At 70.9% G+C, this 19,775-nt stretch carries 17 protein-coding genes and 1 pseudogene; 6 read left to right on the top strand and 12 right to left on the bottom strand.

The annotated features are described in order from the left end of the window. Window positions 1-212: 212 nt before the first annotated feature. The 4 genes from AC5L36_RS40175 to AC5L36_RS40160 form a co-directional block, all read right to left on the bottom strand. Window positions 213-878 (bottom strand): DUF5825 family protein, encoded by a 666-nt coding sequence (locus AC5L36_RS40175; RefSeq protein ID WP_441224059.1) that lies wholly within the window; start codon window positions 876-878, stop codon window positions 213-215. Further along, on the bottom strand, window positions 875-2,764 hold the full coding sequence (locus AC5L36_RS40170; RefSeq protein ID WP_441224058.1) for a RiPP maturation radical SAM C-methyltransferase: 1,890 nt from the start codon (window positions 2,762-2,764) through the stop codon (window positions 875-877). Before AC5L36_RS40170 ends, AC5L36_RS40175 begins: the two co-directional genes overlap by 4 nt. 431 nt (window positions 2,765-3,195) lie before the next feature. Beyond that, entirely contained in the window at window positions 3,196-4,962 is a 1,767-nt protein-coding gene (locus AC5L36_RS40165) for a S9 family peptidase (RefSeq protein ID WP_441224057.1), read from the bottom strand. Window positions 4,963-4,965: 3 nt separating this feature from the next. Further along, a complete protein-coding gene (locus AC5L36_RS40160) occupies window positions 4,966-6,219 on the bottom strand; it encodes an MFS transporter (RefSeq protein ID WP_441224056.1) in 1,254 nt (417 codons plus the stop codon). Window positions 6,220-6,377: 158 nt separating this feature from the next. Between AC5L36_RS40160 and AC5L36_RS40155 the strand changes: the two genes are divergently transcribed. Then, window positions 6,378-6,503, top strand: a complete 126-nt coding sequence (locus AC5L36_RS40155; protein WP_441224055.1) for a hypothetical protein — start codon at window positions 6,378-6,380, stop codon at window positions 6,501-6,503. Window positions 6,504-6,533: 30 nt separating this feature from the next. After that, window positions 6,534-6,980, top strand: coding sequence for a hypothetical protein (locus AC5L36_RS40150; RefSeq protein WP_441224054.1), 447 nt, complete (start codon window positions 6,534-6,536; stop codon window positions 6,978-6,980). Window positions 6,981-7,017: 37 nt separating this feature from the next. Here AC5L36_RS40150 and AC5L36_RS40145 read toward each other — a convergent pair whose 3' ends face one another. After that, the gene (locus AC5L36_RS40145) at window positions 7,018-7,611 is read right to left on the bottom strand and encodes a dihydrofolate reductase family protein (protein WP_441224053.1); all 594 of its coding nucleotides are present in this window, start codon (window positions 7,609-7,611) and stop codon (window positions 7,018-7,020) included. Window positions 7,612-8,113: 502 nt separating this feature from the next. Between AC5L36_RS40145 and AC5L36_RS40140 the strand changes: the two genes are divergently transcribed. Beyond that, window positions 8,114-8,869, top strand: coding sequence for a DUF4386 domain-containing protein (locus AC5L36_RS40140; RefSeq protein ID WP_441224052.1), 756 nt, complete (start codon window positions 8,114-8,116; stop codon window positions 8,867-8,869). 38 nt (window positions 8,870-8,907) lie between these two features. Here the strand turns inward: AC5L36_RS40140 and AC5L36_RS40135 are convergent, their stop codons facing one another. Beyond that, complete coding sequence (locus AC5L36_RS40135) at window positions 8,908-9,693, bottom strand: SDR family NAD(P)-dependent oxidoreductase (RefSeq protein ID WP_441224051.1); 786 nt, start codon at window positions 9,691-9,693, stop codon at window positions 8,908-8,910. A gap of 85 nt (window positions 9,694-9,778) precedes the next feature. On the opposite strand from AC5L36_RS40135, the gene AC5L36_RS40130 reads away from it, so the two are divergent. The 3 genes and pseudogenes from AC5L36_RS40130 to AC5L36_RS40120 all read left to right on the top strand — a co-directional run. Further along, entirely contained in the window at window positions 9,779-10,636 is an 858-nt protein-coding gene (locus AC5L36_RS40130) for a helix-turn-helix transcriptional regulator (RefSeq protein ID WP_441224050.1), read from the top strand. 33 nt (window positions 10,637-10,669) lie between these two features. Continuing rightward, window positions 10,670-11,656 carry an aldo/keto reductase gene (locus AC5L36_RS40125; protein ID WP_441224049.1) on the top strand — a complete coding sequence of 329 codons (987 nt, stop codon included), beginning with the start codon at window positions 10,670-10,672 and terminating at the stop codon, window positions 11,654-11,656. A 10-nt stretch (window positions 11,657-11,666) separates the two neighbouring features. Continuing rightward, window positions 11,667-11,826 (top strand): annotated as a pseudogene (locus tag AC5L36_RS40120) (AraC family transcriptional regulator); the annotation flags it as partial. Here the strand turns inward: AC5L36_RS40120 and AC5L36_RS40115 are convergent. The 6 genes from AC5L36_RS40115 to AC5L36_RS40090 all read right to left on the bottom strand — a co-directional run bounded on the left by AC5L36_RS40115 (window position 11,819) and on the right by AC5L36_RS40090 (window position 19,621). Next, a complete protein-coding gene (locus tag AC5L36_RS40115) occupies window positions 11,819-11,953 on the bottom strand; it encodes a hypothetical protein (RefSeq protein ID WP_441224048.1) in 135 nt (44 codons plus the stop codon). The pseudogene AC5L36_RS40120 and the gene AC5L36_RS40115 overlap by 8 nt on opposite strands. Further along, a complete protein-coding gene (locus AC5L36_RS40110; RefSeq protein WP_441224047.1) occupies window positions 11,954-12,568 on the bottom strand; it encodes a hypothetical protein in 615 nt (204 codons plus the stop codon). A gap of 67 nt (window positions 12,569-12,635) precedes the next feature. Continuing rightward, window positions 12,636-13,634 carry a hypothetical protein gene (locus AC5L36_RS40105; protein ID WP_441224046.1) on the bottom strand — a complete coding sequence of 333 codons (999 nt, stop codon included), beginning with the start codon at window positions 13,632-13,634 and terminating at the stop codon, window positions 12,636-12,638. 57 nt (window positions 13,635-13,691) lie between these two features. Further along, window positions 13,692-14,471 carry an IS21-like element helper ATPase IstB gene (gene istB, locus AC5L36_RS40100; RefSeq protein ID WP_441224045.1) on the bottom strand — a complete coding sequence of 260 codons (780 nt, stop codon included), beginning with the start codon at window positions 14,469-14,471 and terminating at the stop codon, window positions 13,692-13,694. 136 nt (window positions 14,472-14,607) lie between these two features. Continuing rightward, window positions 14,608-17,358 (bottom strand): AfsR/SARP family transcriptional regulator, encoded by a 2,751-nt coding sequence (locus AC5L36_RS40095; RefSeq protein WP_441224044.1) that lies wholly within the window; start codon window positions 17,356-17,358, stop codon window positions 14,608-14,610. Between the two features lie 115 nt (window positions 17,359-17,473). Further along, complete coding sequence (locus AC5L36_RS40090; RefSeq protein ID WP_494909571.1) at window positions 17,474-19,621, bottom strand: alpha/beta hydrolase; 2,148 nt, start codon at window positions 19,619-19,621, stop codon at window positions 17,474-17,476. Between the last annotated feature and the right edge of the window lie 154 nt (window positions 19,622-19,775).

The following is a 19,775-nucleotide window of genomic DNA, read 5'->3' as shown; positions in this document are numbered from 1 at the left end:
TGGCCATCGCGCGTGGCCGCACCGCCGGCGCCGGCCGAGATGGCAGCGGCGCAGAGCAACGCCATCGACAAGCGACGAAGTAGGACATTCATGATTCACTCCACGGGCGCGGGCCGACTCTGGAGTGTCGAGAGTAGCAATGCCATCGCCGGACGCCGATGTTTCAGCGTGCCCTCCTGCGGCCCGTCGCGCCCTGTGGATGACGCTGGCGCTCACACCACCAGGGACGGCCACGGCCACCGCCGCACCCGGTACGGCAGCCACCAGGCGAGTTCACCGACGATGCCAGCCAGTCCCTCCTCGAGGAACGCGGTCAGGATCGGCGCGGGAACGGCCTCGGCCGGCGCGCCGTCGAGCAGCGTGCCGACGGCCGCGATGTAGTCCGGGTCGTCGATGGTGAACCGGGCCAGCGAACCCGCCCTACGGTCGCGCACCTGGATGAAGCCCGGGCCCTGCCGGTAGACGCACTTGCACAGGTAGAACGTCTGGCGCCAGTCGCCGAGCGCCGCGTCGGCGTCCGGGTGCCCGACCATCGCCTTCGGCGGGTACAGGTGATTGAGCCGCCGCCACATGTCGGGGTCGTCGAAGTGGGCCACCCAGTCGACCGCGATGCCCCAGCTGGTCAGCTCGCGCAGCAGGATCATGGCCTGCACCAGGCCAGCCGGGTCGGTGTTCCGGGTCAGGTCCACCGGGTCGCTCAGCGCCGCCCGGCGCACGCCGCCGTGGTACAGCCCGGCGACCGTGGCCGCCGCGTCGGTCCAGCCGGCCGGGCCGGGCCTGCGCATGCCCATGACGATCCCGGGCATGTTCAGCAGGGCGTCGTCGTGGTCGCGCCACAGGGTCAGCACCTGCGGCTCGATGTTCGCCAGTGGTTTCACACCGCCACCTCCTCGAGCTCCGGTTCGGCGATGGCGATCCGGATCAGTTCCTGATTGCCCGCCACGGGTACGACATGCACGAACTGGCCGGCGTCGGTGAACAGCAGGCCCAGCCGGACCCACCGGTCGAGCAGGTCGGCGACGGCCGCTTCGGTCACGCGCGCCGGATCGGCGCCGTCCGCCGCCAGCTTCTGGGCCAGCACCGCCGGGCGGTGCGGCTGGTCGAGCAGCCGGAACGCGGCCACCTCGACCGGGTCCTCCAGCCGCAGGACCGACCAGTCGAACGACCGTCGCCGGCTGACCAGAACGATCTCAGTGCCCAGGTCTACATAGGACAGGCGACTGAGGTGGTACTCGCGTTGCCAGCGATCGACCGCCGCCCGCAGCCGGTCACCCAGCCGCTCGTCGATGCCCTGCGGCGCCGCCTCGAAGATGTAGGCCAGGCCGAGCAGCTCCTCCTCCGGCAGGTCGTAGTTCAGCCGGTACTGCCGGGCCGGGCGCAACTCGCCGAAGCCGAGCTCCGGCTTGTTGAAGTACGGGCTGAACCGCTCGATCGCGATCCGGTACACGCCGTCGAGCGGCGGCAGGTGGTGCAGCGCCGGGAACTGCTCGACGATCGGCTCGTAGTCCTCGGGCGTCTCGCCGGGGAACCCGTACAGGTAGTTCCAGGCCACGCTCAGCCCGGCGGTCGCCGCGTCGCGCAGCATCCGCACGTTCTGGCAGCCGGTGACGCCCTTGTCCATGATCTTCAGGACGCGGGTACTCAGGCTCTCGATGCCGGGCTGGACGTTGACCAGGCCCGCCTGGGCGAGTGTGGTCAGCTGCCCGAGCCGCATGTTCGACTTGATCTCGTACTGGAGCCGCAGGTCGTACCCGCTCTCGATGAGCATCGGCAGCAGGGACGTCACATAGTTCATGTCGAGGATGTTGTCGACGACGAACATGTCGAGGACGCGGTGCCGTCGCACCAGGTCGAAGATCTCGTCGCGGAACACGGATGGGCTCTTGCTGCGGAACTCCATGAACGAGCCGTTGAGCCCGCAGAACGTGCAGTGGTGCTTCTGCCCCCACCAGCAGCCGCGGGCGCCCTCGACGACGAGTTTCGGCTCGACCCAGTCGCGGGCGACCGACCTGTCGAGGCGGTCGAAGTAGCCGTCGTAGTTGGGGCCCACGATCGCCGCCGGCGGCAGCGGGCGGGCACTCATCGCGTTGACGGCCGACGTGCCGTCCGGGCGCCGCCAGCACAGCCCCGGGACGGCGCCGAGGGTCCCGTCACCGGCCAGCGCCCGCAGCATCTCGGGGAACGCGGCCTCGCCCTCACCACGCGCGACAAGGTCGACGAAGGGAAAGTTGCGGTGGATCGCGGCGCCCTGCTCGCCGTCGCAGTTCGCGCCGCCGAGGACGGTCGTGACGTGCGGCGCCGCCGCCTTCACCGCCCGCGCCGTCGCCAGCGCCGCGGCGTTCTGCTGATACGTCGAGGTGAATCCGACGACGTCCGGGGCGAACCCCAGGATCTGCTCGGTGAGGTGGGCGATGAACTCGGGTGAGCGCCGATGCAGGCGGACGGTCGCGTCCAGCCTCGGTCCGCGGAACGAGGCCTGCGCGGTGAACTCCTCGACGCGCCACTCCGGTACGCCGTGCAGGGCCGAGGTGAAGACCCAGTCGCCGACGCCGGCGAAGTACGTCTCCAGCGAGTAGTAGTGGTAGTCGCCGACGCCGAAGGCGTCCTCCCGCTCGGCGATCCAGTCGACGTACTCGAGGTTGCCGTGCAGCACCTCGATTTCGGCGTCGGGCAGCGCGCGGCTCGCGGCATTACGCAGGATGCCCAGTCCGAGCGACGGGACGTCGATCAACGCCCACGGCATGTTGACGAGGAGGATTCGCATGGCGGGCTCCTGCTCCGGTCGGGCCACGGCGGCTGCCGCTGGCGGTAAGGGGGTTGCGTGAGCCGGCGATATGGGGCGCCGGCTCACGCCGCCGGGTTGCTACTTGGCGCTGACGTGGATGTGGATGTGGACGTCGCGGCCCTGCTCGCGGCTGACACCGAGCGGGTCGTTGCGGACGACGGTCTTGTTCATGTGTGGCTCACCTCCTCCCCACCCTGGTAAGTCGGGCTGCGCGCCTGCCGACGCGCCGGTCAGGCGGCGGGTCAGAACTCGATCACGATCTGGATCATGATGTCGACGCCCCGGTTGCGCTCACCGCTGAGACCCAGCGGGTCACTCAGCACGACGGTCTTCGTCACAGCTCCACCTCCTCTCGCCACGTGTACCGTCCGGACAGCGGGATACCGCCGCCGGTCACTGGTGCGGTCGCTTCAGCCGCCCACCGCGGCCGGCGCCTGCTCCGGCTGGCCACCGGCGGCCAGCCCGAGGTGCCGCACCACGGCGGAGAGGATGCCGACCCGGCCGGAGACGTCGTAGGCGTCGTGACCGTGGCCGGTCCAGAGCACCTCGATGTCGTCGTGCCCGTGCCGCCGCACCTCGTCGGCGTACCTGCTGATCTGCGCCGGTGGACACTTCACGTCGTCCCGGCCGGCGACGATCAGCACCGGTGCCCGCACCGCCTTCGCGTAGGTGGCCGGCGACGCCCGCCGGTAGGCGTCGGGCATCTCGTCCGGGGTACCGCCGAACAGGCGCACGTCGAGGGCCCGGACGGCCGGTGTGGTGTCGCGGAAGGCGAGGGCGTAGTCGGCGATCGGGTTCACCGCCGCGACCCCGCACCACAGCTCGGGCCGGGTGCCCGCCGCGAGCAGCGCCAGGTAGCCGCCCCACGACTCCCCCGCGACGCAGACCCGCGCGGGGTCGACCGTCCCGCTGTCGACGAGGTACCGGTGCACGGCCTCGATGTCGGCCACCTGCGTGTGCCCGACGCCGGCGTCGAACGCCGTCCGCCACGCCGCGCCGTACCCGGGGCAGCCGCGGTAGTTGAGGCGCACGACCGTGAAGCCGATGTTCCGCAGTAGTTCGACCGCCGGATCGTAGGCGTCCATGGCGGCGCGGAACGGGCCACCGTGCAGCAGGAACACGGCCGGCCGGGGGCCCGCCGCGGCGGCCGGGGTCAGCAGCACGTGCACCGGTCCGCCGGGCCCGGGTACCCACAGGTCCGTGTCGGGCTCCCGATGCGTCCGGCCACCGGCCCCGCCCGCGCCAGCCGCGTGGGTCGGCGGATCGGTGCGGATCTCGGGTGCCCGGCCACCGCGTGTCCACACGTAACGCAAGATGCCGTCCGGCTGGGCCGCCGCGTCCAGGACGCTGCCTGTCTCGGTCGGTACGGTCCGGCGGCTGCCGTCCGCCGGGTCCAGCGCGATCAGTACGCTGCGCGCGTGCCGGTGCTGGCGCACCAGCAGGCGACCGCCGTCCGGAAACCAGCTGGCGGTTATCTCGGTGTCGAACCCGGGCCCGGGCACGGCGACGAGCCCGCCGGCGGACGTCCACACCGCCGGCCGGTACACCCCGTCCCTTTCGAACACGCACAGGAACGCCGCCGGTCCCGAAACCGGCCGGAACCCCAGGCCCCACACCCGGGCACCGGTACCGGAAAGAACCGCGGTGGTGCCGCCGTCCGGGCGCAGGATCCGTACGGCGTCGGGCGCGTCCGGCTCGGTGGAGACGGCGAGCAGGTCGCCGTCCGCCGACACGTCGGTCAGTTCGGCGTGCCCGGCGATCCGGGCCACCTGCCGGGGTTGGGCGCCGGGGGCACGCAGGTACACCAGCACGTGGTCGCCGTCGCCGAGACCGGCCGCGACGGTGCCGTCGAGCGCCATCGCCAGCCCGGCCGGCCGGCCGCTGGCGGTCCCCGGTAACGCGTCGGTGTCCGGACCGCCGGTGAACGGCTGGACCCGCCAGCGGCCGACGCCGTGCGCGTCGTCGTCGAACCACCAGACCCGCCCGCCGTCCGGTTCGATCGCGTACCGGGCCGTACCCTGCGGCCGGTCGGTGACCGGCCGGCGCCCGCCGGTGCGGCTGTCGATGGCGAACGCCTGGCAGGTGCCGTTCAGGTCGCCGAGGGTGACGGCACGGTGCGGGCACCGTTCGGCGACCGACGGCAGCTCCGGCACGACGAGGCGGATGCTCACTTCCACGGCTCAGCCCTTCAGGTCTGTCGTCGCAACGGTGGCGAGCTCGGGTTCCGGCGGCGGCGCGGGCGGCGGCGTGACGTGGTGGCGGTTGCGGGTGGCGTACCAGGCCAGCGCCGCGAGGCCGGCGCCGAACAGCGCCGCGACCAGCAACGGCGCCGTCACCGCGACGAGGAAGCCGGCCAGCAGCGGCGCGAACGCGGCGGCGCCTTCGCTGACCGTGCTGAGGACGGTTCCGATCCGGCCCTGCATGCCGTCCGGGATGATCATGATCGCGCGGGTGGTGAGCACCACGCTCAACGCCGGGCTGATCAACGCGACCGCACTGAGCACCAGCGCGAACTGCCACGTCGACTCGACCAGCGCGAGCGAGATCACCACGGCCACCAGCAGCCAGGACGCGCCCGCCACCAGCCGGTCGCCACTCACTACCGACATGATCCGCGGGGTCAGCAGCGAGCCGACGAGACCGACCGCGCCGGACACCATGAGGATCAGGCCGATCGACGCCGCCGACGCGCCGTTCATCCGGGCGACGAGGACGACGTGGAAGTACAGGGCGGCGAGCGCGAGGTTGATGCCGCCCGCCCAGATGACCACGAACCGCAGGAACGGCTGCTGGAACACGAACCGTACGCCCGCCACAAGATCGGCGCGGAAGCCGCTCGACCCGTCCGGCCCCGGCCGGCGATCCGGGCCGAGATCCGCCCGGACCAGCCGGACCAACCCGGCGCTCACGAGGTAGGAGATCGTGTCGAACAGGAACGGCGCCGCCGGCGCGAGCTGGTACAGGCCGCCGCCGATCCCCGGACCGACCAGCTCAGCGCCCTGACCGCGGGCGCGCAGCGAGGCCACCGCCCGCTCCGGGCGCTCCGCCGGCAGGACTCGGCGCAGCGCGGCGGCGCTCGCCGCGGCGTACCAGCCCGCCGCCGCACCCTGGACGATCGCGGCGCCAAGCAGAGCGGGCCAGGTCATCGTGCCGGTGGCGACCCCGATGGCGATCACGCCCGTCGCGGCGGCCGCGACGACCGCGGCCGCGCTGAGCTGGGTGCGCCGCGAGAAACGGTCGGCGTACACCCCCGCGAAGGGACCGACGCCGAACCGGGCCAGGGCGCCGAACGTCCCTACCAGACCGGCCTCGACGGGACCGCCGCCCACCGCGAGCACGAGCACAGGCGTCACAAGGCTGGACGCGTGCGACCCGAGTTGGTCGGCCGCCCCGGCGACCCAGAACAACCGGAAATCCCGCGATGCCTTGTGCATGCATGCTCCTCCAGAGTTGTTGGACGGCAGCCGGTTCATCGTGGCGACAGCGACTGGACCGGCCACTGGAGTACCGGCTGACCGGCAACCGGTGCGCGGTATAGCGGGCGGTCCAGGGCCGGGCCGTACGGTGCCTGCCAAGACCACGGGGAGGAAACGTGAACCGAACCATCACCAGGGATCAGCTGGACAAGTCGATCCGGCGCGCGGCCGCGGGCGCCGGCACCAAGGCGTCGGCCAAAGGAACGCGAACGATCTTCATCGGCCTGATCCTCATGAACTAGACGTCGTCACGTCGAGAAAGGTGGGCCGGCATGGACCACACCGAAGACCGCACCTGGTGCCCCAGCGCGCCCGCCGACCGGCCGGAGGCCGTCCTGCTCGGTGTCCATGCCGGCTCCGACGGTCTCAGCTACCTGAACGAGCCGGTGCCGGCCGCGGAGGCGCTCGCCCTGGTCCCGGAGGGCGTCGAGGCGACAAGCATCATGCGGTTCGCGGCGCACTGCACGCAAAAGTGCGGCCACCACACGGGCACCGGATGCGGGCTGGTGACAAAGGTGGCGCTCGCCGCGCCCACCGTCCCCGGCCACACACTCCCCCGCTGCCACCTGCGCGGCCAATGCCAGTGGTGGCGGCAGACCGGGGTCACGGCGTGCCGCCGCTGCCCGCTGGTGCGTACGGAGCTGGCCGAGACACAGGCCGACGACCTGACCCACAAGCTGGCCGACCCGGCCGTCGGGCCGCACGACCTGCCAACCTGAGAGGGCCCCCGCGCCCGCGGGAGCCCTCCGCCGCGCTTCAGGCCGCGCCGGCCGGGTGGGGAGTCGGGCGGTAGACGAGCTCTTGGGTGTGGCCGTCGAGGGTCCGGCTCTCGATCAGCTCCAGGTCGAAGTCGCCCGCGCCGCCCAGGATCGGGCTCGTGCCGGTCCGTCCGGAGATGACGGGAAAGATCGTCACCTGGAGGCGGTCGACCAGCCCGGCGGCCATCAGTGCCCAGTTCAGCGACAAGCTTGCCTGGGACCGCAGCGGCACGTCCGACTGCTCCTTGAGCCGGGCGACGATGTCCACGGCGTCGCCGCTTACGATCGTCGCGTCCGGCCAGCCGAGCGTGTCGCGCAGCGTGGACGAGATCACCGTCGCCGGCATGCGCATCGTCCTGACGTTCCACTCGTCGAGCGCGTGGGGGTCGATGCCCGAGGACATGATCTGCGCGTTCTCCCGGAAGGTGGTGGCGCCGAACACCATCCGCTGCTCGGTATCGAAGATGGCGGCGCGGTGTTCGAGCAGCTCGGGGCCCTGCTTGCCCCAATAGCCGCCCCAGTCGGCGCCCTCGGCGAAGGAGCCGTAGCCGTCGAGGGTGGAGAAGACGTCCCAGGTGTAGATGGCGGTCATGACAATCCCTTTCTGCTTCGCGGTCATGAGTGCGTTCACCCCTTCCACGAAGGGCTCACCCCGAATCCGACACTTCTTCCAAAGAAACCTCCACGGAACCTGGCTGCGGTCGGCTCGCGTCAGCGGCGGACCGTATCTCCCGCGGGCACCGTTCCCGGCCGGCGGCTCGCAGCGCTCGCCGAAACCCTGTTGCTTTCCCGGATCGCCGATCCGGGAAAAGGCATTGTGGACAAACGTCGACCCACCGGCGCGACCAGCGGCGGACGGGTGAGGCCGCGGGAGCAGCGGTCTGGACCACGACGCACATCGCGGTAGCTCAAATCTCTGTCCAAATAGGGGGGTCGAGCCACCCCGACTCCGAAAGGTCTCTAGCAAGATCCACGATTCGGCGAAGGTGTGCGTCGCGGCGACCGAAGTACGACATCTGTCTCCCACCATCGGCCGGGCGGAGTCCGGCCCATGTCGCGATGAGCTGCCGCCCCCGCTCCGTCACGCTCGTGGCATGACGGCCGGGACCGCCCGGTCCGGAAATGAGGGGGACGCGATGTTTACCGAGTCGCAGCAGCGCACCGCGGCCAGGGTCGCGGGGTTGATGTTACTGCTGCTGATGGCAGCCGGGTTCTTTTCGCAGGTCTTCGTTCCGGCCAGCCTGATCGTGGCTGACGACGCCGCGGCGACCGCACACAACATCGTGGAATCGCAACGACTCTTTCGCGTCGGCGTGTCCCTCGACGTGCTCATCTTCGCCGGTGACATCGTCATGGCGGTCGCCCTGTACGTGCTGCTCCGGTCGGTGAATCCGGGCCTCGCCATGCTCGCGACGCTCTGGCGGACAGCACAAGCGGCGATCATGATCGCGAATACGGTCGCGTTCCTGTCGGTGCCGGCCATGCTCACCGATCCCGACAACGCCGGAAGGCTCGACACCGGCCAGCTCGAGGCTCTGGCCAACGCGTACATCGGCGTGCACACCACGGGTTTCGGCGTCGGGCTGGTCCTGCTCGGCCTCGGCAACGGCGTCTTCAGCTACCTGCTGTTCAAGTCGCGGTACGTACCAAGGGCGCTGGCCGCGTGGGGCGTGTTCGCCAACCTGGTCCTGGTGACTATCACCATGGCGGTCAGCATCTTCCCGGGCGCCGAGGACAACGCTGTTGTCGCGATCGGTCGTTACGTGCCCATTTTCTTCTTCGAGGTGCTCCTCGGCGGGTGGCTTCTGTTCCGGGGTGCCCGGCTGTCCCAGGCCGCCGCACTCCGCTGATCGCCCGCACCGGCCCCCGCACTCGTACCGCCGTGAGTTCAGGCGCCGGCGCCGCCGTCGACGGGCACGATCGCGCCGGTGACCATCGAGGCTCGGTCGCTGAGCAGCCAGGCGGCGACCTCGGCGACCTCGCGCGGCTCCGCCATCCGGCCGAGCGGGATCGAGGCGTTGATCTGCTTGACGATGCCGGGAGTGGCGGCCTCCCACGCGTCGATCATCGCGGTGGCGGTGCCGCCCGGGGTGATGCCGTTGACCCGTACACCGTGTGGGGCCCAGGTCACGGCGGCGGTCTCGGTGATGCTGTTGAGTGCCCGCTTCATGGCGCCGTACGCGGGCAGGGCCGGGTTCGCGCGGCGGCTGCCGATGCTGGACGTGTTGACGATCGCTCCGCCACCGGTGCGGCGCATGAGCGCGGCCTCCGCGGTCATGGCGGTCCAGTGGGCGCGGAAGTTCACGGCGAACTGCTCGTCGATGTCGTCGTCGCTGGTGGTGTCGAGTGGGCCGGGCCGGTGTTGGATTGCCGCGCCGTTGTTGAAGGCGCCGTCGAGCCGGCCGTGCAGCTGCTCGACCCGGTCGACAGCCGCGCGGATGCTCGCCCGGTCGGCGAGGTCCAGGGCGACCGCGTCGGCGACGCCGCCGTCGGCGCGGACCTCGGCGACGAGGCGGTCGAGGGCGTCGGTGCTACGGGCGGCGAGCACGACGGCGGCGCCTTCCCGGGCGAAGAGCCGGGCCGCGGCCGCGCCGATGCCGCGGCTCGCGCCGGTGATGAATACGACCTTGCCGGTGAGCAGACCGGCGGCGGTGGTGTCGAGACGGTTTGTCATGCCGATAGCGTCGCCGCGCTCGGGATCCGGATGCAGGCACAGACGGTACCAGGATCGCCGCCGCGCGAACGCGCAAACTTGGCGTATGGACAAGCAGGAGCTCGGGCGGTTTCTCCGCAGTAGACGCGAGCGGCTGCGGCCGCAGGACGTCGGCCTCGCTCCGGGTCCGCGACGCCGGACTCCGGGCCTTCGGCGGGAAGAGATCGCCGTCCTCGCGCACATCTCGACCGAGTACTACGTCCGGCTGGAGCAGGGCAGGGCACCCCGCCCGTCAGGCGAGGTGCTCGCCGGCATCGCCGGCGCGCTGCGGCTCACCGACGCCGAGTCCGACCACCTCCACGTCCTGGCGGGCACCGCACCGATCCGCACCGGCCTGCACCGGCGCGACGTGCGCCCGAGCATCCTCGCGCTGCTCCAGCGCCTCCCGCTGACCGCCGCCATCGTCACGTCCGGGGCGTTCGAGGTGCTCGCCTGGAACGACCTCGCGGCGGCACTCATGGAAGACTTCGGCCGGCTCGCCCAAGCTGACCGCAACCTCGCCCGCCGGGCTTTCCTCGGGCCGCCGGGACCGCGAACGCCGTTGTACGGGGTCTCCGACGGCGCCGAGTTCCGCCACCACGTCGTCATGCGGCTGCGGGTCACCCTCACCCGATACCCGACAGACCCCGCGGTGACCGGCCTCGTCGAGGAACTCCGCGCCGGCAGCCCCGACTTCTCCCGGCTCTGGGAACGCCACGACGTGCAGGGCGCACCGATGCTCACCAAGACGTTCCAGCACCCGGCCGTCGGAGAGATCACCGTCGACTGCGACTCCCTCACCCTCACCGACCGCGACCAACACCTCGTGCTCTACACCGCGCCACCAGGATCCCGCGACGCCGAAGCGCTAGCGCTACTGAACGTCCTGGGAACCGATAGCCTCAAGACCAGCGGAACGCTTTGAGGGGCTGACCGCCAGCGCAGCCAAGGAGCACCGATGCACACCCGAATCCTCGGCCAGGGCCTGCGGGTCTCGGCCATCGGCCTGGGCGCCATGGGCATGTCCCAAAGCTACGGGCCCAACCCCGGCGACCGGGACGCCATGATCGGCGTGTTGCGCGGTGCGGTCGACCGAGGCGTCACCTTCTTCGACACCGCGGAGGTCTACGGCCCGTACGTCAACGAAGAGCTCGTCGGGGAGGCCCTCGCCCCGCTTCGCGACCAGGTCGTCATCGCCACGAAGTTCGGTTGGCGGATCGAAGACGGCCGGTCGGTAGGGCTCGACAGCCGGCCCGGGCAGATCAGGCGGGTCGCCGACGCGTCCCTGCGCCGGCTGCGGGTCGACGCGATCGACCTGTTCTACCAGCACCGCGTCGACCCCGACGTGCCGGTCGAAGACGTCGCGGGCGCCGTCGCCGAGCTCGTCCAGGCCGGGAAGGTGCGCCATTTCGGCCTCTCCGAAGCCGCCGCGGCCACGATCCGCCGCGCGCACGCCGTGCACCCCGTGACCGCGGTGCAGAGCGAGTACTCGCTGTGGACCCGCGACCCCGAGCCGGAGGTGCTGCCCACCTGTGCCGAGCTGGGCATCGGGTTCGTGCCGTTCAGCCCGCTGGGCAAGGGCTTCCTGACCGGCACGGTCACCGCCGCGACCGAGTTCACCCCCGGCGACGTCCGGGCCGGCATTCCGCGGTTCGCCGCCGGCAACCGCGCCGCCAACCTGGCCCTGGTCGAGCACGTCACCGGACTGGCCCGGGCGAAGGGCGTCACGCCAGGTCAGGTCGCCCTCGCCTGGCTGCTCGCCCAGCACCCGCGGATCGTGCCCATCCCCGGCACGCGGCGCCTGGAACGTGTCGAGGAAAACGCCGCCGCCACCGCGGTGCCGCTGTCGGCGGACGAGCTCGCCGACCTCGACGACCTCGCGGCGCGGGTTGGCGTGCGGGGCGACCGGTACAACCAGCACCACATGTCCATGGTCGGCCGGTGATCCGTACACCGGCACCGACGCGCCCGGCTGGTACCGCGCACACAGCGACCCGCTCGTCGCGCCCGCCCTGCGACACATCCAACGACGACCCGGCCCGGCCGTGGACGGTGGCCAGCCTGGCCGCGGCGACCGGAGCATCGCGGGCCGCGTTCGCCCGCCGGTTCACCGCGCGTCGGTGAGGGCGAAGGCGTTGGCGTAGCCGCGGACCTGGCAGTGGACGGCCGGGGATTTCGGCTCGCTCCGGGAGCCGCCGGCCGGGAGCGGTGCCCGCGGGAGCGTACGGTCTGGCACTGACACTCAGGAGTCCTTTGGTGTCAGGGCATCCAGCACGCGTGGCAGCAGCACGGCGTTCCAGGTGTTGTTCAGGATCTCGAGCGCTTTCTTGGTCTTGCCGCCGTCGCGGGCCAGCACTCTCAGGTACGGGTGCTTCACCTCGGTGCCCGCGACGTCTCCCCAGGCGACGGACCTGCGGAAGATCCCTCCCTTGTGGACGCCGTCCGGCGTGAGCCGGAGGCCGGCGAACTCGACTTCCTGCCCCTGCCGCACGCTCCGCACCGCCGCGGAGACCAGGCGCACGCATACACGCGCGTCCACGATTTCCAAGGCTCTGAGCCAATCCGCGCGGTTGCGATCGCGATTGTCGGTGTCGACCCGCCCACCCAACAGGCCTGTGGTGCCTGAGTACAACGAGAACTGGACGTACTTCTTGGCGGCGCTGCCCACGTCGATGGTGTACGTGGTGCCGATGTACGCGCCGTTGACACGCTTGTCCACGGCGCCGTACCTGACCTTGTCGATCTCCGACCAGCGGAGGCTCTTTCCGCCGAGGTCGATAGCGTCTTCGGTGAGGGTGAGCACCAGCCCGTACTTCTTGCCAGGTGCGGTGTCGATCTGTAGCAGGGCGCCTGTCATCGTTGGTCTCCCGGGCGAGCCGTCATGCTTGCGGTGCTGACCGGTCGACCGACCGGCCGAAGGTACGCTAGCACTCGGTCGGTCGACCGACAAGGGGCCGGAGCCGAGATGGATCGCGGCGGATCATCACGGCGCACGCGGGAGTATCGGCGCCCGGCTGGTCGACGAACTCGGCGAAGATCGTGCAGCCGTACGGCGCGCCAGGGATGTCGACCGGGTAACTCACCCAGAACTCACGGCCGGGATGTACGCGGGGCACGTCGGCACCCGGCCCCAGCCGGTCGTCGAGATGGGCGCGGGTGAGGTTGGTCCCGACGAGCCGCGCCTCCAGCCGGGAGAACTCGCCCGCGCGTTCGACCAACCTCAGCTCACTGCTCCCGGGCGGCGGTGGTTCTACCCGGACCGCGTCGACGAATGGCACCACCGTGCCGGGCACGCCGAGCTCGAAGAGCAGCTCGGCCGGGTCGGTCGTCGACGCCACGCAGACGCGCACGCCCCACTCCGCGACACGGTTGGCGTCGACCGACCGCTCGAGGAGGACGCCGCTGTCGGTCACCTGGTCCGCGTACCTCAGGTTGTCGACGTCGTACGACCATTCGGCGTCGAGGGCCTCCGCCGCTCGACGCACACCCGCGAGGAAGCGGTTGAGGCGAGGGGTGTGCCGTTCGGCGAGCGGACTGTTGTCGTAGAAGCGGTAGGCGTCATCGTTGATACCCACGACCCGGGGAAACCAGATGTCGGTGTTCAGTGAGATCGTGATGTAGGGCGGCTTGCTCCGGTAGAGCGAACCCGGACCGGAGACGGATACCGCGGGTACGTGTGGCACGTGCGAAAGCTCCGGCCGGAGCGAAAGCAGCTCGGCGCCCACGTCGGCTACGCGCCGCTCCTCCACGCCGGCCGGGCCGAATACGCTGACGCGGGAGATGTCCTCGCGGCTGCCGAGTTCGACAAGTGCGTCGGCGAATGCCAGCAGCTTCGCCGGCGACTGCCGCAACCGCGGCGGAAACTCGGCGTACCACGTGACAAGGCTGTTCTTGTAGGTGCCCCAATGGTTGTTCGTGGTCACGGCGTCCTGATCGGGTGGAGGCCTCGGCTGGCCGCGCCGCCGGCCGGTGACGGGAGTTCAGGTGATGCTTCGGCGGCGATAGCTGGGGCCGTTGATGTCGACGACGGTGCAGTGGTGCAGAAGGCGGTCGAGGATGGCGGTCGCGAGGGCTTCGTCGCCGAAGACGTGTCCCCAGTCGTGGAAGCCGCGGTTGGAGGTGAGGATCGTGGCACCCTTCTCGTACCGCCGGGACAACACGTCGAAGATGAGCGCGGCTTCGGCGTGGGCGAAGGGCTGGTAGCCGACCTCGTCGATGACGAGCAGGTCGGGGCGCAGGTAGGGACTCAGGTCGCAAGCCAGCCGGCTGCCGTTCGCACTGCCCGCCTTGAGCTGGCGGGCCATGTCGTCCACGGTGGTGAAGGAGACCGTGTACCCGGCGCGGCAGGCCGCGACGGCGAGGCCGACGGCGATATGGGTCTTACCGACGCCGGGCGGGCCGAGCAGGGCGACGTTGGCCTTCGCGGGGATGAACGCGAGTGTGGTGAGCTCGCGGACCCGTTGCTCGTCAAGGTCGGGCTGGTACGTGAAGTCGAAGTCATCGAGGGTCTTGTGGTGTGGCAGCCTGGCTCGCCGCAGGGCGGTGCGGAAGCGGCGTTCGCCGCGTGCGGCGAGCTCTTCGGCCAGCACCATGTCGAGGAAATCAAGGTGTCCCATGGCCTCGGCGCTGGCGTAGGCGGTGTGGCGTTCCAGAGTCTCGGCCAGGTGCGGCAGGCCGAGCCGCACGGCGGCCGACCGGATGCGAGCTACGGGTGTCATGCCGGCTGGCATCGATCCCGCCGCGGCCTCGAACACAGTCATGAACCATTTCCTCCCCCTGAAGCCCCGGGCCAAGCCCCCTGACCCGCCCTACACGGTGACGGCGCACCGCAGGCTCGAACAGGGTGGAGTGCCGACCTGGAACGGCGCTGAAACGGCGCTGAAACGAGAGTTGCCCTCACACTTCGCGCAGCTTGACGCGCACGTCCTCGGCGTCCGGATGGTCGAGTTTCGTGAGCGTGTGCAGCGCCTCTTGCCAGGCACGACGAGCGTCCTCGGGCTGCCCCGCGTCCTGGTACGTGTCGCCCAGGTCGGCGAGGGTCACCGCCTCGTTGTACGCGTCCACGAGCTCCCGGTACAGGTCGACAGCGTGCTGATAGCAACTGACCGCCTGCTGATGGTGGCCGAGGTGCCGGTGCGCGTACCCGAGGCTGTCCCAGGCGCCGGCCTGGCCGAGGCGGTCGTCGAGTTTCTGGCAGAGCGCCAGCGCCTGTTCACAGTGGACCAGCGCCTGCCGATGGTCGCCGATCTGGGCGTGGAACCAGCCCAGATCGTTGAGGAATCGAGCCTTGTGGACCTGGTCGGCGCCGCCCTCGACGAGGGAGAGGGCACGCTTCATGCGGTGCAGGCCGTCGGCTGGGCGGCCCTGCCGCTCGGCGATCCAGGCCAGGCCTTCGAGGGCGACGGCTTGGCCGAGGCGGTCGTCGACCTGTCCGAACAGGTCCTGGGCCTCCCACAGATAGGGCTCCGCCTCCTCGAACCGGCCGGCACGAGAGTGCCCGAGACCGAGGCCGTAGAGGGCGTGTGCCTGACCCTTCCGATCGGCCTGCCGCCGAGCGGCGGCCAGCGCCGCGTCGTGTGCGACCGTATGGTGCGGCCAGAGTCCCTGTCGCAGCGAGTAGGTGGTGAGGGTCCAGGCCAATTGCCAGGGGTACGACTCGAAGCCGGCCTCCGCGGCCCATTCGACGGCGGACAGCAGGACGGCGTGCTCCGCCGCGAACCAGGACAGCGCGGCGTCGTGGTCGGCGGGTGGCTCGACGACGACATCCGGTTGGATCGGTGCCGGGCTGATCGGCACCAGAAACGGGTCCAGGATCACGGCGGCCGCGTGTGCCGAGTGCAGGTAGTGGTCGAGCGTCCGGTGCACCGCCGCCCGACGGTCGCGTTCATCGTCGATTGCTCTGGCCTGGGTCACGGCGTAGGCGCGGAGCAGGTCGTGGAAGGCGAAGCGGCCAACCGCGTGCTCAGCGAGCAGGTGTGCACCGGTCAGTTCGAACAGCATGGACCGGGCCTGCTTCGCGGCTACCCGGGCCAGGCTGGCCGCGGCCGCGACGGTGATGTCCGGCCCGCAGTGCAAGCCGAGCAGCCGAAACATCCGCGCCGCGCCAGGGCTCAAGGTGCGGTACGACCACGAGAATATGGCGCCGAGATCGGTGACGTGGTCGCCGCCGTTCAGCGGCTTCAGTGCCCCGGCGGCGTCGCGCAGCTCCGCAGCCAGCGCGGACAACGGCAGGTGTGGTCGGCTCGCGGCGCGCGCACCGGCGATGGCCAGTGCCAGCGGCAGGCACGCACAGCGGTCGACGATCTCGTCTACCGCCTCCGGTTCGGCCGCCGCTCGCCTGTCGCCGACGCGGCGGGTGAGCAATTCGCGCGCCTGGTCGCGGGTCAGCAGGTGCAGCGTCAACAGGTGGGCGCCCTCGGTGGCGACGAGGCCGACGAGCAAATCGCGGCTGGTCACGACCACCATGCATCCCGCCGCGCCCGGCAGCAGCGGCCGTACCTGGGCGTCGTCGCGGGCGTTGTCCAGCACGACGAGCACCCGCTTGCCAGCGAGCGCGCTGCGATAGAGAGCGGCCTGGTCGTCCAGGCCGGCGGGGATCCGTTGGGCCGGCAGCCCGAGCGCCTCCAGGAACGACCGCAACGCCACGGCGGGGTCCAGCGCCGACCCGGCTGGATCGAACCCGCGCAGATTCACGTACAACTGACCGTCGGGAAACCGCGGGGCGGCGCGGTGCGCCCAGTGCAACGCCAGCGCGGTCTTGCCGATGCCGGCCGTCCCGGACAGCACCGCGACCGCCATCGTCCCACGATCCGATGCCGCGTCACCGGGTTCTGACAGGATCTCGTCCAGGTGTGCGAGCTCTGCCTCACGACCGACGAACGTCCGTATTGCCAGAGGCAACTGCGCGGGCGTCGGCCGCGCCGGCGCGGCGGATCCGGTGACGATCGCCTGCGGCGGCAGGTCGAGATCGGTGTCGTGCCGGAGGATGGCGGACTCGAGGTCGCGCAGCGGCGGGCTCGGGTCGATCCCGAGGTCGTCGCGCAGTTCCTGCCGTAGCCGCTGGTACACCGCGAGCGCGTCGGCCTGCCTGCCGGACCGGTACAGGGCGACCATCAGCTGCCCGTGCAGGCTCTCGTGGTACGGCTGTTCCGCGGTCAGGCGCTGGAGCTCGGGCAGGAGTTCGGCGTGCTCGCCCAGCGCCAGGCGGGCTTCCAGCAGCGCGTGCGTCGCCTCCATCTTGAGATGCGTCAGCCGTTCCGCCTGCGCCTCCAGCCAGCTGAGGCCGGCGACGTCCACCAGCGCCGGACCGCGCCAGAGCGCCAGGGCGGCGCGCAGCCGGGCTGCCTTGGTGGACCAGTCCGCCGCCTGTCTGGCTTGTCCAATGAGGACCTCGGCGACACCGACATCGGTCGCGTCGGGGCCGATCTGGAGCATGTAGCCGGGTGAACGCGCCACGATCGCGTCGCGGACGCCGAAGACTCCACGCAGATGCGACACGTGATTCTGTAGGGTGTTCAACGCGGTCGCGGGTGGGTGCTCGTCCCAGATGGCGTGGACCATCTGGTCGACGCTCACCACCGATCCGGCGTGCAGCGCCAAGACGGCGAGCACGCCCTTGCGGCGCAGACCCGAGATCGGTCGCATCATGCCAGCGACGGTCACGTCGACCGGGCCGAGAAGCCTGACCCGCATTCCGAGGCCCCCGTCCGTTCCAGCGTTGGTTCAGCGCCAGGTCAAGGCGCCACCGGCTCGACCACAAATGTCAGATCAGGTCGGCCAGCAGGCTCGCGGCGCGGGCGGCGCCGTCGGTCTCGACCGGGCGGTAGTCGACTTCACGCCCGATCTCGGCGGCTATCGCGCCGGCGATCACGTCGGGTGTCGCGTCGGCGTAGTCGAGGCGCCGCCCCGCGCCGTAGCGGTCGAGCCGGTGCGGCACATGGATGTTCTGCTCGAAGTGGTTGCGCAACGGCACGTAGATGAACGGCCTCCGGTTGGCCGTGAGCTCCATGCACGTCGTAAGTCCACCCTGGACGATGGCGAGGTCGCTGGCGGCGAGGTGCCTGTGCAGGCCGTCGACGTAGCCGTGGACCTCGACGCCCGCCGGCGCGGGCAGGCTGGCCGGGTCGATGCGCGGCCCGGCGACCACGACCATCCGCAGCCCGGGCACCCGCCGCGCCGCCTCCGGGTAGGCGGCGACGACCCGGCGCAACAAGTGGACGCCGACACCTGAGCCACCCACCGTCACGACGCAAACCGGCTCGTCCGGGCGATAGCCGAGGTCGGCGCGGAGCGCGGCGCGGTCCGCGTGCTCGCTCGGGTCGAAGCCCGTCACGTACCCCGGGAAGTGGTAGTGCTTCGCGGTCCACTCGCGGATGCTCGGCAGGTCTGGGCCGAAGCGCTCGTCGACGACGTCGGCCTGGTTGCCCACGAAGACAGCCCGGTCGCGCAGGCGCGGATGGCGGGCGACGTGCTCGAGCATCTCGGCGTTGTAGTCCGCGGTCAGATACGCCTCGCGCTCGCCGCCGTCCGGCATCGGCAGGTTGCCGACGAAGTCGGTCAGCCACGCGTACGCGAAGCGTTTCAGCTCCGGCGCCTCGTGCAGGAAGTGGTCGACGTCCCAGGCCTCGTCGCCGACGATCAGGTCGTACCGCTGCTCGGTCACTACGTCGTGGAACAGCATGAAGTTGGCCAGCAGGATCTCGTCCATGCGGCGGACCGCCTGAAAGCAGTTCAGGTCGTGCTCGACCGCCTCGCGCTCGATGTGCGCCGACTCGTTGGCCAGCCACCGGCTGGCCGGGTGCACGCGCTCGCCGGCCCGGTCGAGTACCCGCGTGACCGGATCCTGGGCCAGCCAGTCGATCTCCACGCCGGGATACTGGCGGCGCAGCTCACGGGCGATCGCCACGTCTCGCCGAGCGTGCCCCAACCCGATCGGGGACGACAGGTACAACACGCGTTTGGGCTTTCGGCCCGGCGACGCGACACTCGGGCGCTGGCGCGCGGACGGCGCGATCCGCTCGACGAACTCGCGGAGGCGCAGGTTTACCGGCACCGGGTGCCGAGCCGGCGGAAGGTGCCCGCTGCCGGCCATCACGACAAGCTCACCACCGGTGAGCTCGGCGAGCCGCCGGCTGCGCGACACCGGACTGATCAGGTCGTCCTCGCCGTGGATCAGCAGCACGGGGCAGCGGACGGCCGCGCACCACCCCTCGACGGTCGCGGCGTCGGGCATGGCCGCGCCGCTGTCCGCGATAAGCACCTCGGCGCTTGTCTGGAGCCCCCAGGCGAGCCCGTCCTCGATCGCCTTCGTCGAGTGCGGCTCCGGAAAACACTGGCCGGCGAAGAACCACAGGAAGTCTTCGTACTGCTCCAACCAGTACCGCCGGTTGTGCTTGGCCCAGTGCGACCGCGGATCGCGGCCACCGGCCGGCACCTGTGAAGGCGCCAACCGCGGCGGCGGGGCCTCGAACGCGGCCTGGGCGGCGGCCCGAGCCGCGGACGGCGTTTCAAGTGACACGGCGGAGCCGACGAGGCCGAGGCCCGCGACGCGGCCGGGATGTTCGGCGGCCAGCTGAAGAGCCCAGTTGGCCGCCTTGGACAGGCCGACCACCACGGCCCGGTCGGTGCCGGTCGCCGCGAGCACCTCCAGCGCGTACCGGACCTGTGCGTCATGCTCGTACGGCTCGGTGCGCGTGGGCCGGTCCGACCGGCCGTTGCCCGGTCCGTCGTAGGTCACCACGCGGTGGTGCCGGGACAGGTAGGCGATCTGCATCTTCCACACGCGCGCGTTCGTGATCGTCCAGGTCGGCAACAGCAGGATCGTCGGCCCACCGTCGCCGTACACCTCGTAGTGGATCTTCAAACCGTCGCACTCTACAAAGCCCTCGCCGTCAGGATCACGTGCTCGCATGTCGCCCCCATCCGCATCAGCCGATCCTAGGCTATCACCTCGGTCGGTCGACCGACAAAGCCGTTAGGATGGCTTGGGTGGTGGGCTGGACGTCCTTGCCGCCCACCCGCACGGTGGGCGTGCCGGTGACGCCGTCCCCGCTGGCCTCGTCGGT

Source organism: Phytohabitans sp. LZ39 (assembly GCF_059359075.1).
The sequence above is the reverse complement of the archived record's forward strand: the minus strand, read 5'-3'. Positions and strand labels throughout refer to the sequence as shown.

Excerpts from the sequence above, each read along its gene's own strand:
- AC5L36_RS40170 (WP_441224058.1), bottom strand. The coding sequence starts at position 2,764 with ATGCGAATCCTCCTCGTCAACATGCCGTGGGCGTTGATCGACGTCCCG.
- AC5L36_RS40150 (WP_441224054.1), top strand. The coding sequence starts at position 6,534 with ATGGACCACACCGAAGACCGCACCTGGTGCCCCAGCGCGCCCGCCGAC.
- AC5L36_RS40145 (WP_441224053.1), bottom strand. The coding sequence starts at position 7,611 with ATGACCGCCATCTACACCTGGGACGTCTTCTCCACCCTCGACGGCTAC.
- AC5L36_RS40125 (WP_441224049.1), top strand. The coding sequence starts at position 10,670 with ATGCACACCCGAATCCTCGGCCAGGGCCTGCGGGTCTCGGCCATCGGC.
- AC5L36_RS40095 (WP_441224044.1), bottom strand. The coding sequence starts at position 17,358 with ATGATGCGACCGATCTCGGGTCTGCGCCGCAAGGGCGTGCTCGCCGTC.
- AC5L36_RS40090 (WP_494909571.1), bottom strand. The coding sequence starts at position 19,621 with ATGCGAGCACGTGATCCTGACGGCGAGGGCTTTGTAGAGTGCGACGGT.
- AC5L36_RS40140 (WP_441224052.1), top strand. The coding sequence starts at position 8,114 with ATGACGGCCGGGACCGCCCGGTCCGGAAATGAGGGGGACGCGATGTTT.
- AC5L36_RS40110 (WP_441224047.1), bottom strand. The coding sequence starts at position 12,568 with ATGACAGGCGCCCTGCTACAGATCGACACCGCACCTGGCAAGAAGTAC.
- istB (WP_441224045.1), bottom strand. The coding sequence starts at position 14,471 with ATGACTGTGTTCGAGGCCGCGGCGGGATCGATGCCAGCCGGCATGACA.
- AC5L36_RS40130 (WP_441224050.1), top strand. The coding sequence starts at position 9,779 with ATGGACAAGCAGGAGCTCGGGCGGTTTCTCCGCAGTAGACGCGAGCGG.
- AC5L36_RS40160 (WP_441224056.1), bottom strand. The coding sequence starts at position 6,219 with ATGCACAAGGCATCGCGGGATTTCCGGTTGTTCTGGGTCGCCGGGGCG.
- AC5L36_RS40135 (WP_441224051.1), bottom strand. The coding sequence starts at position 9,693 with ATGACAAACCGTCTCGACACCACCGCCGCCGGTCTGCTCACCGGCAAG.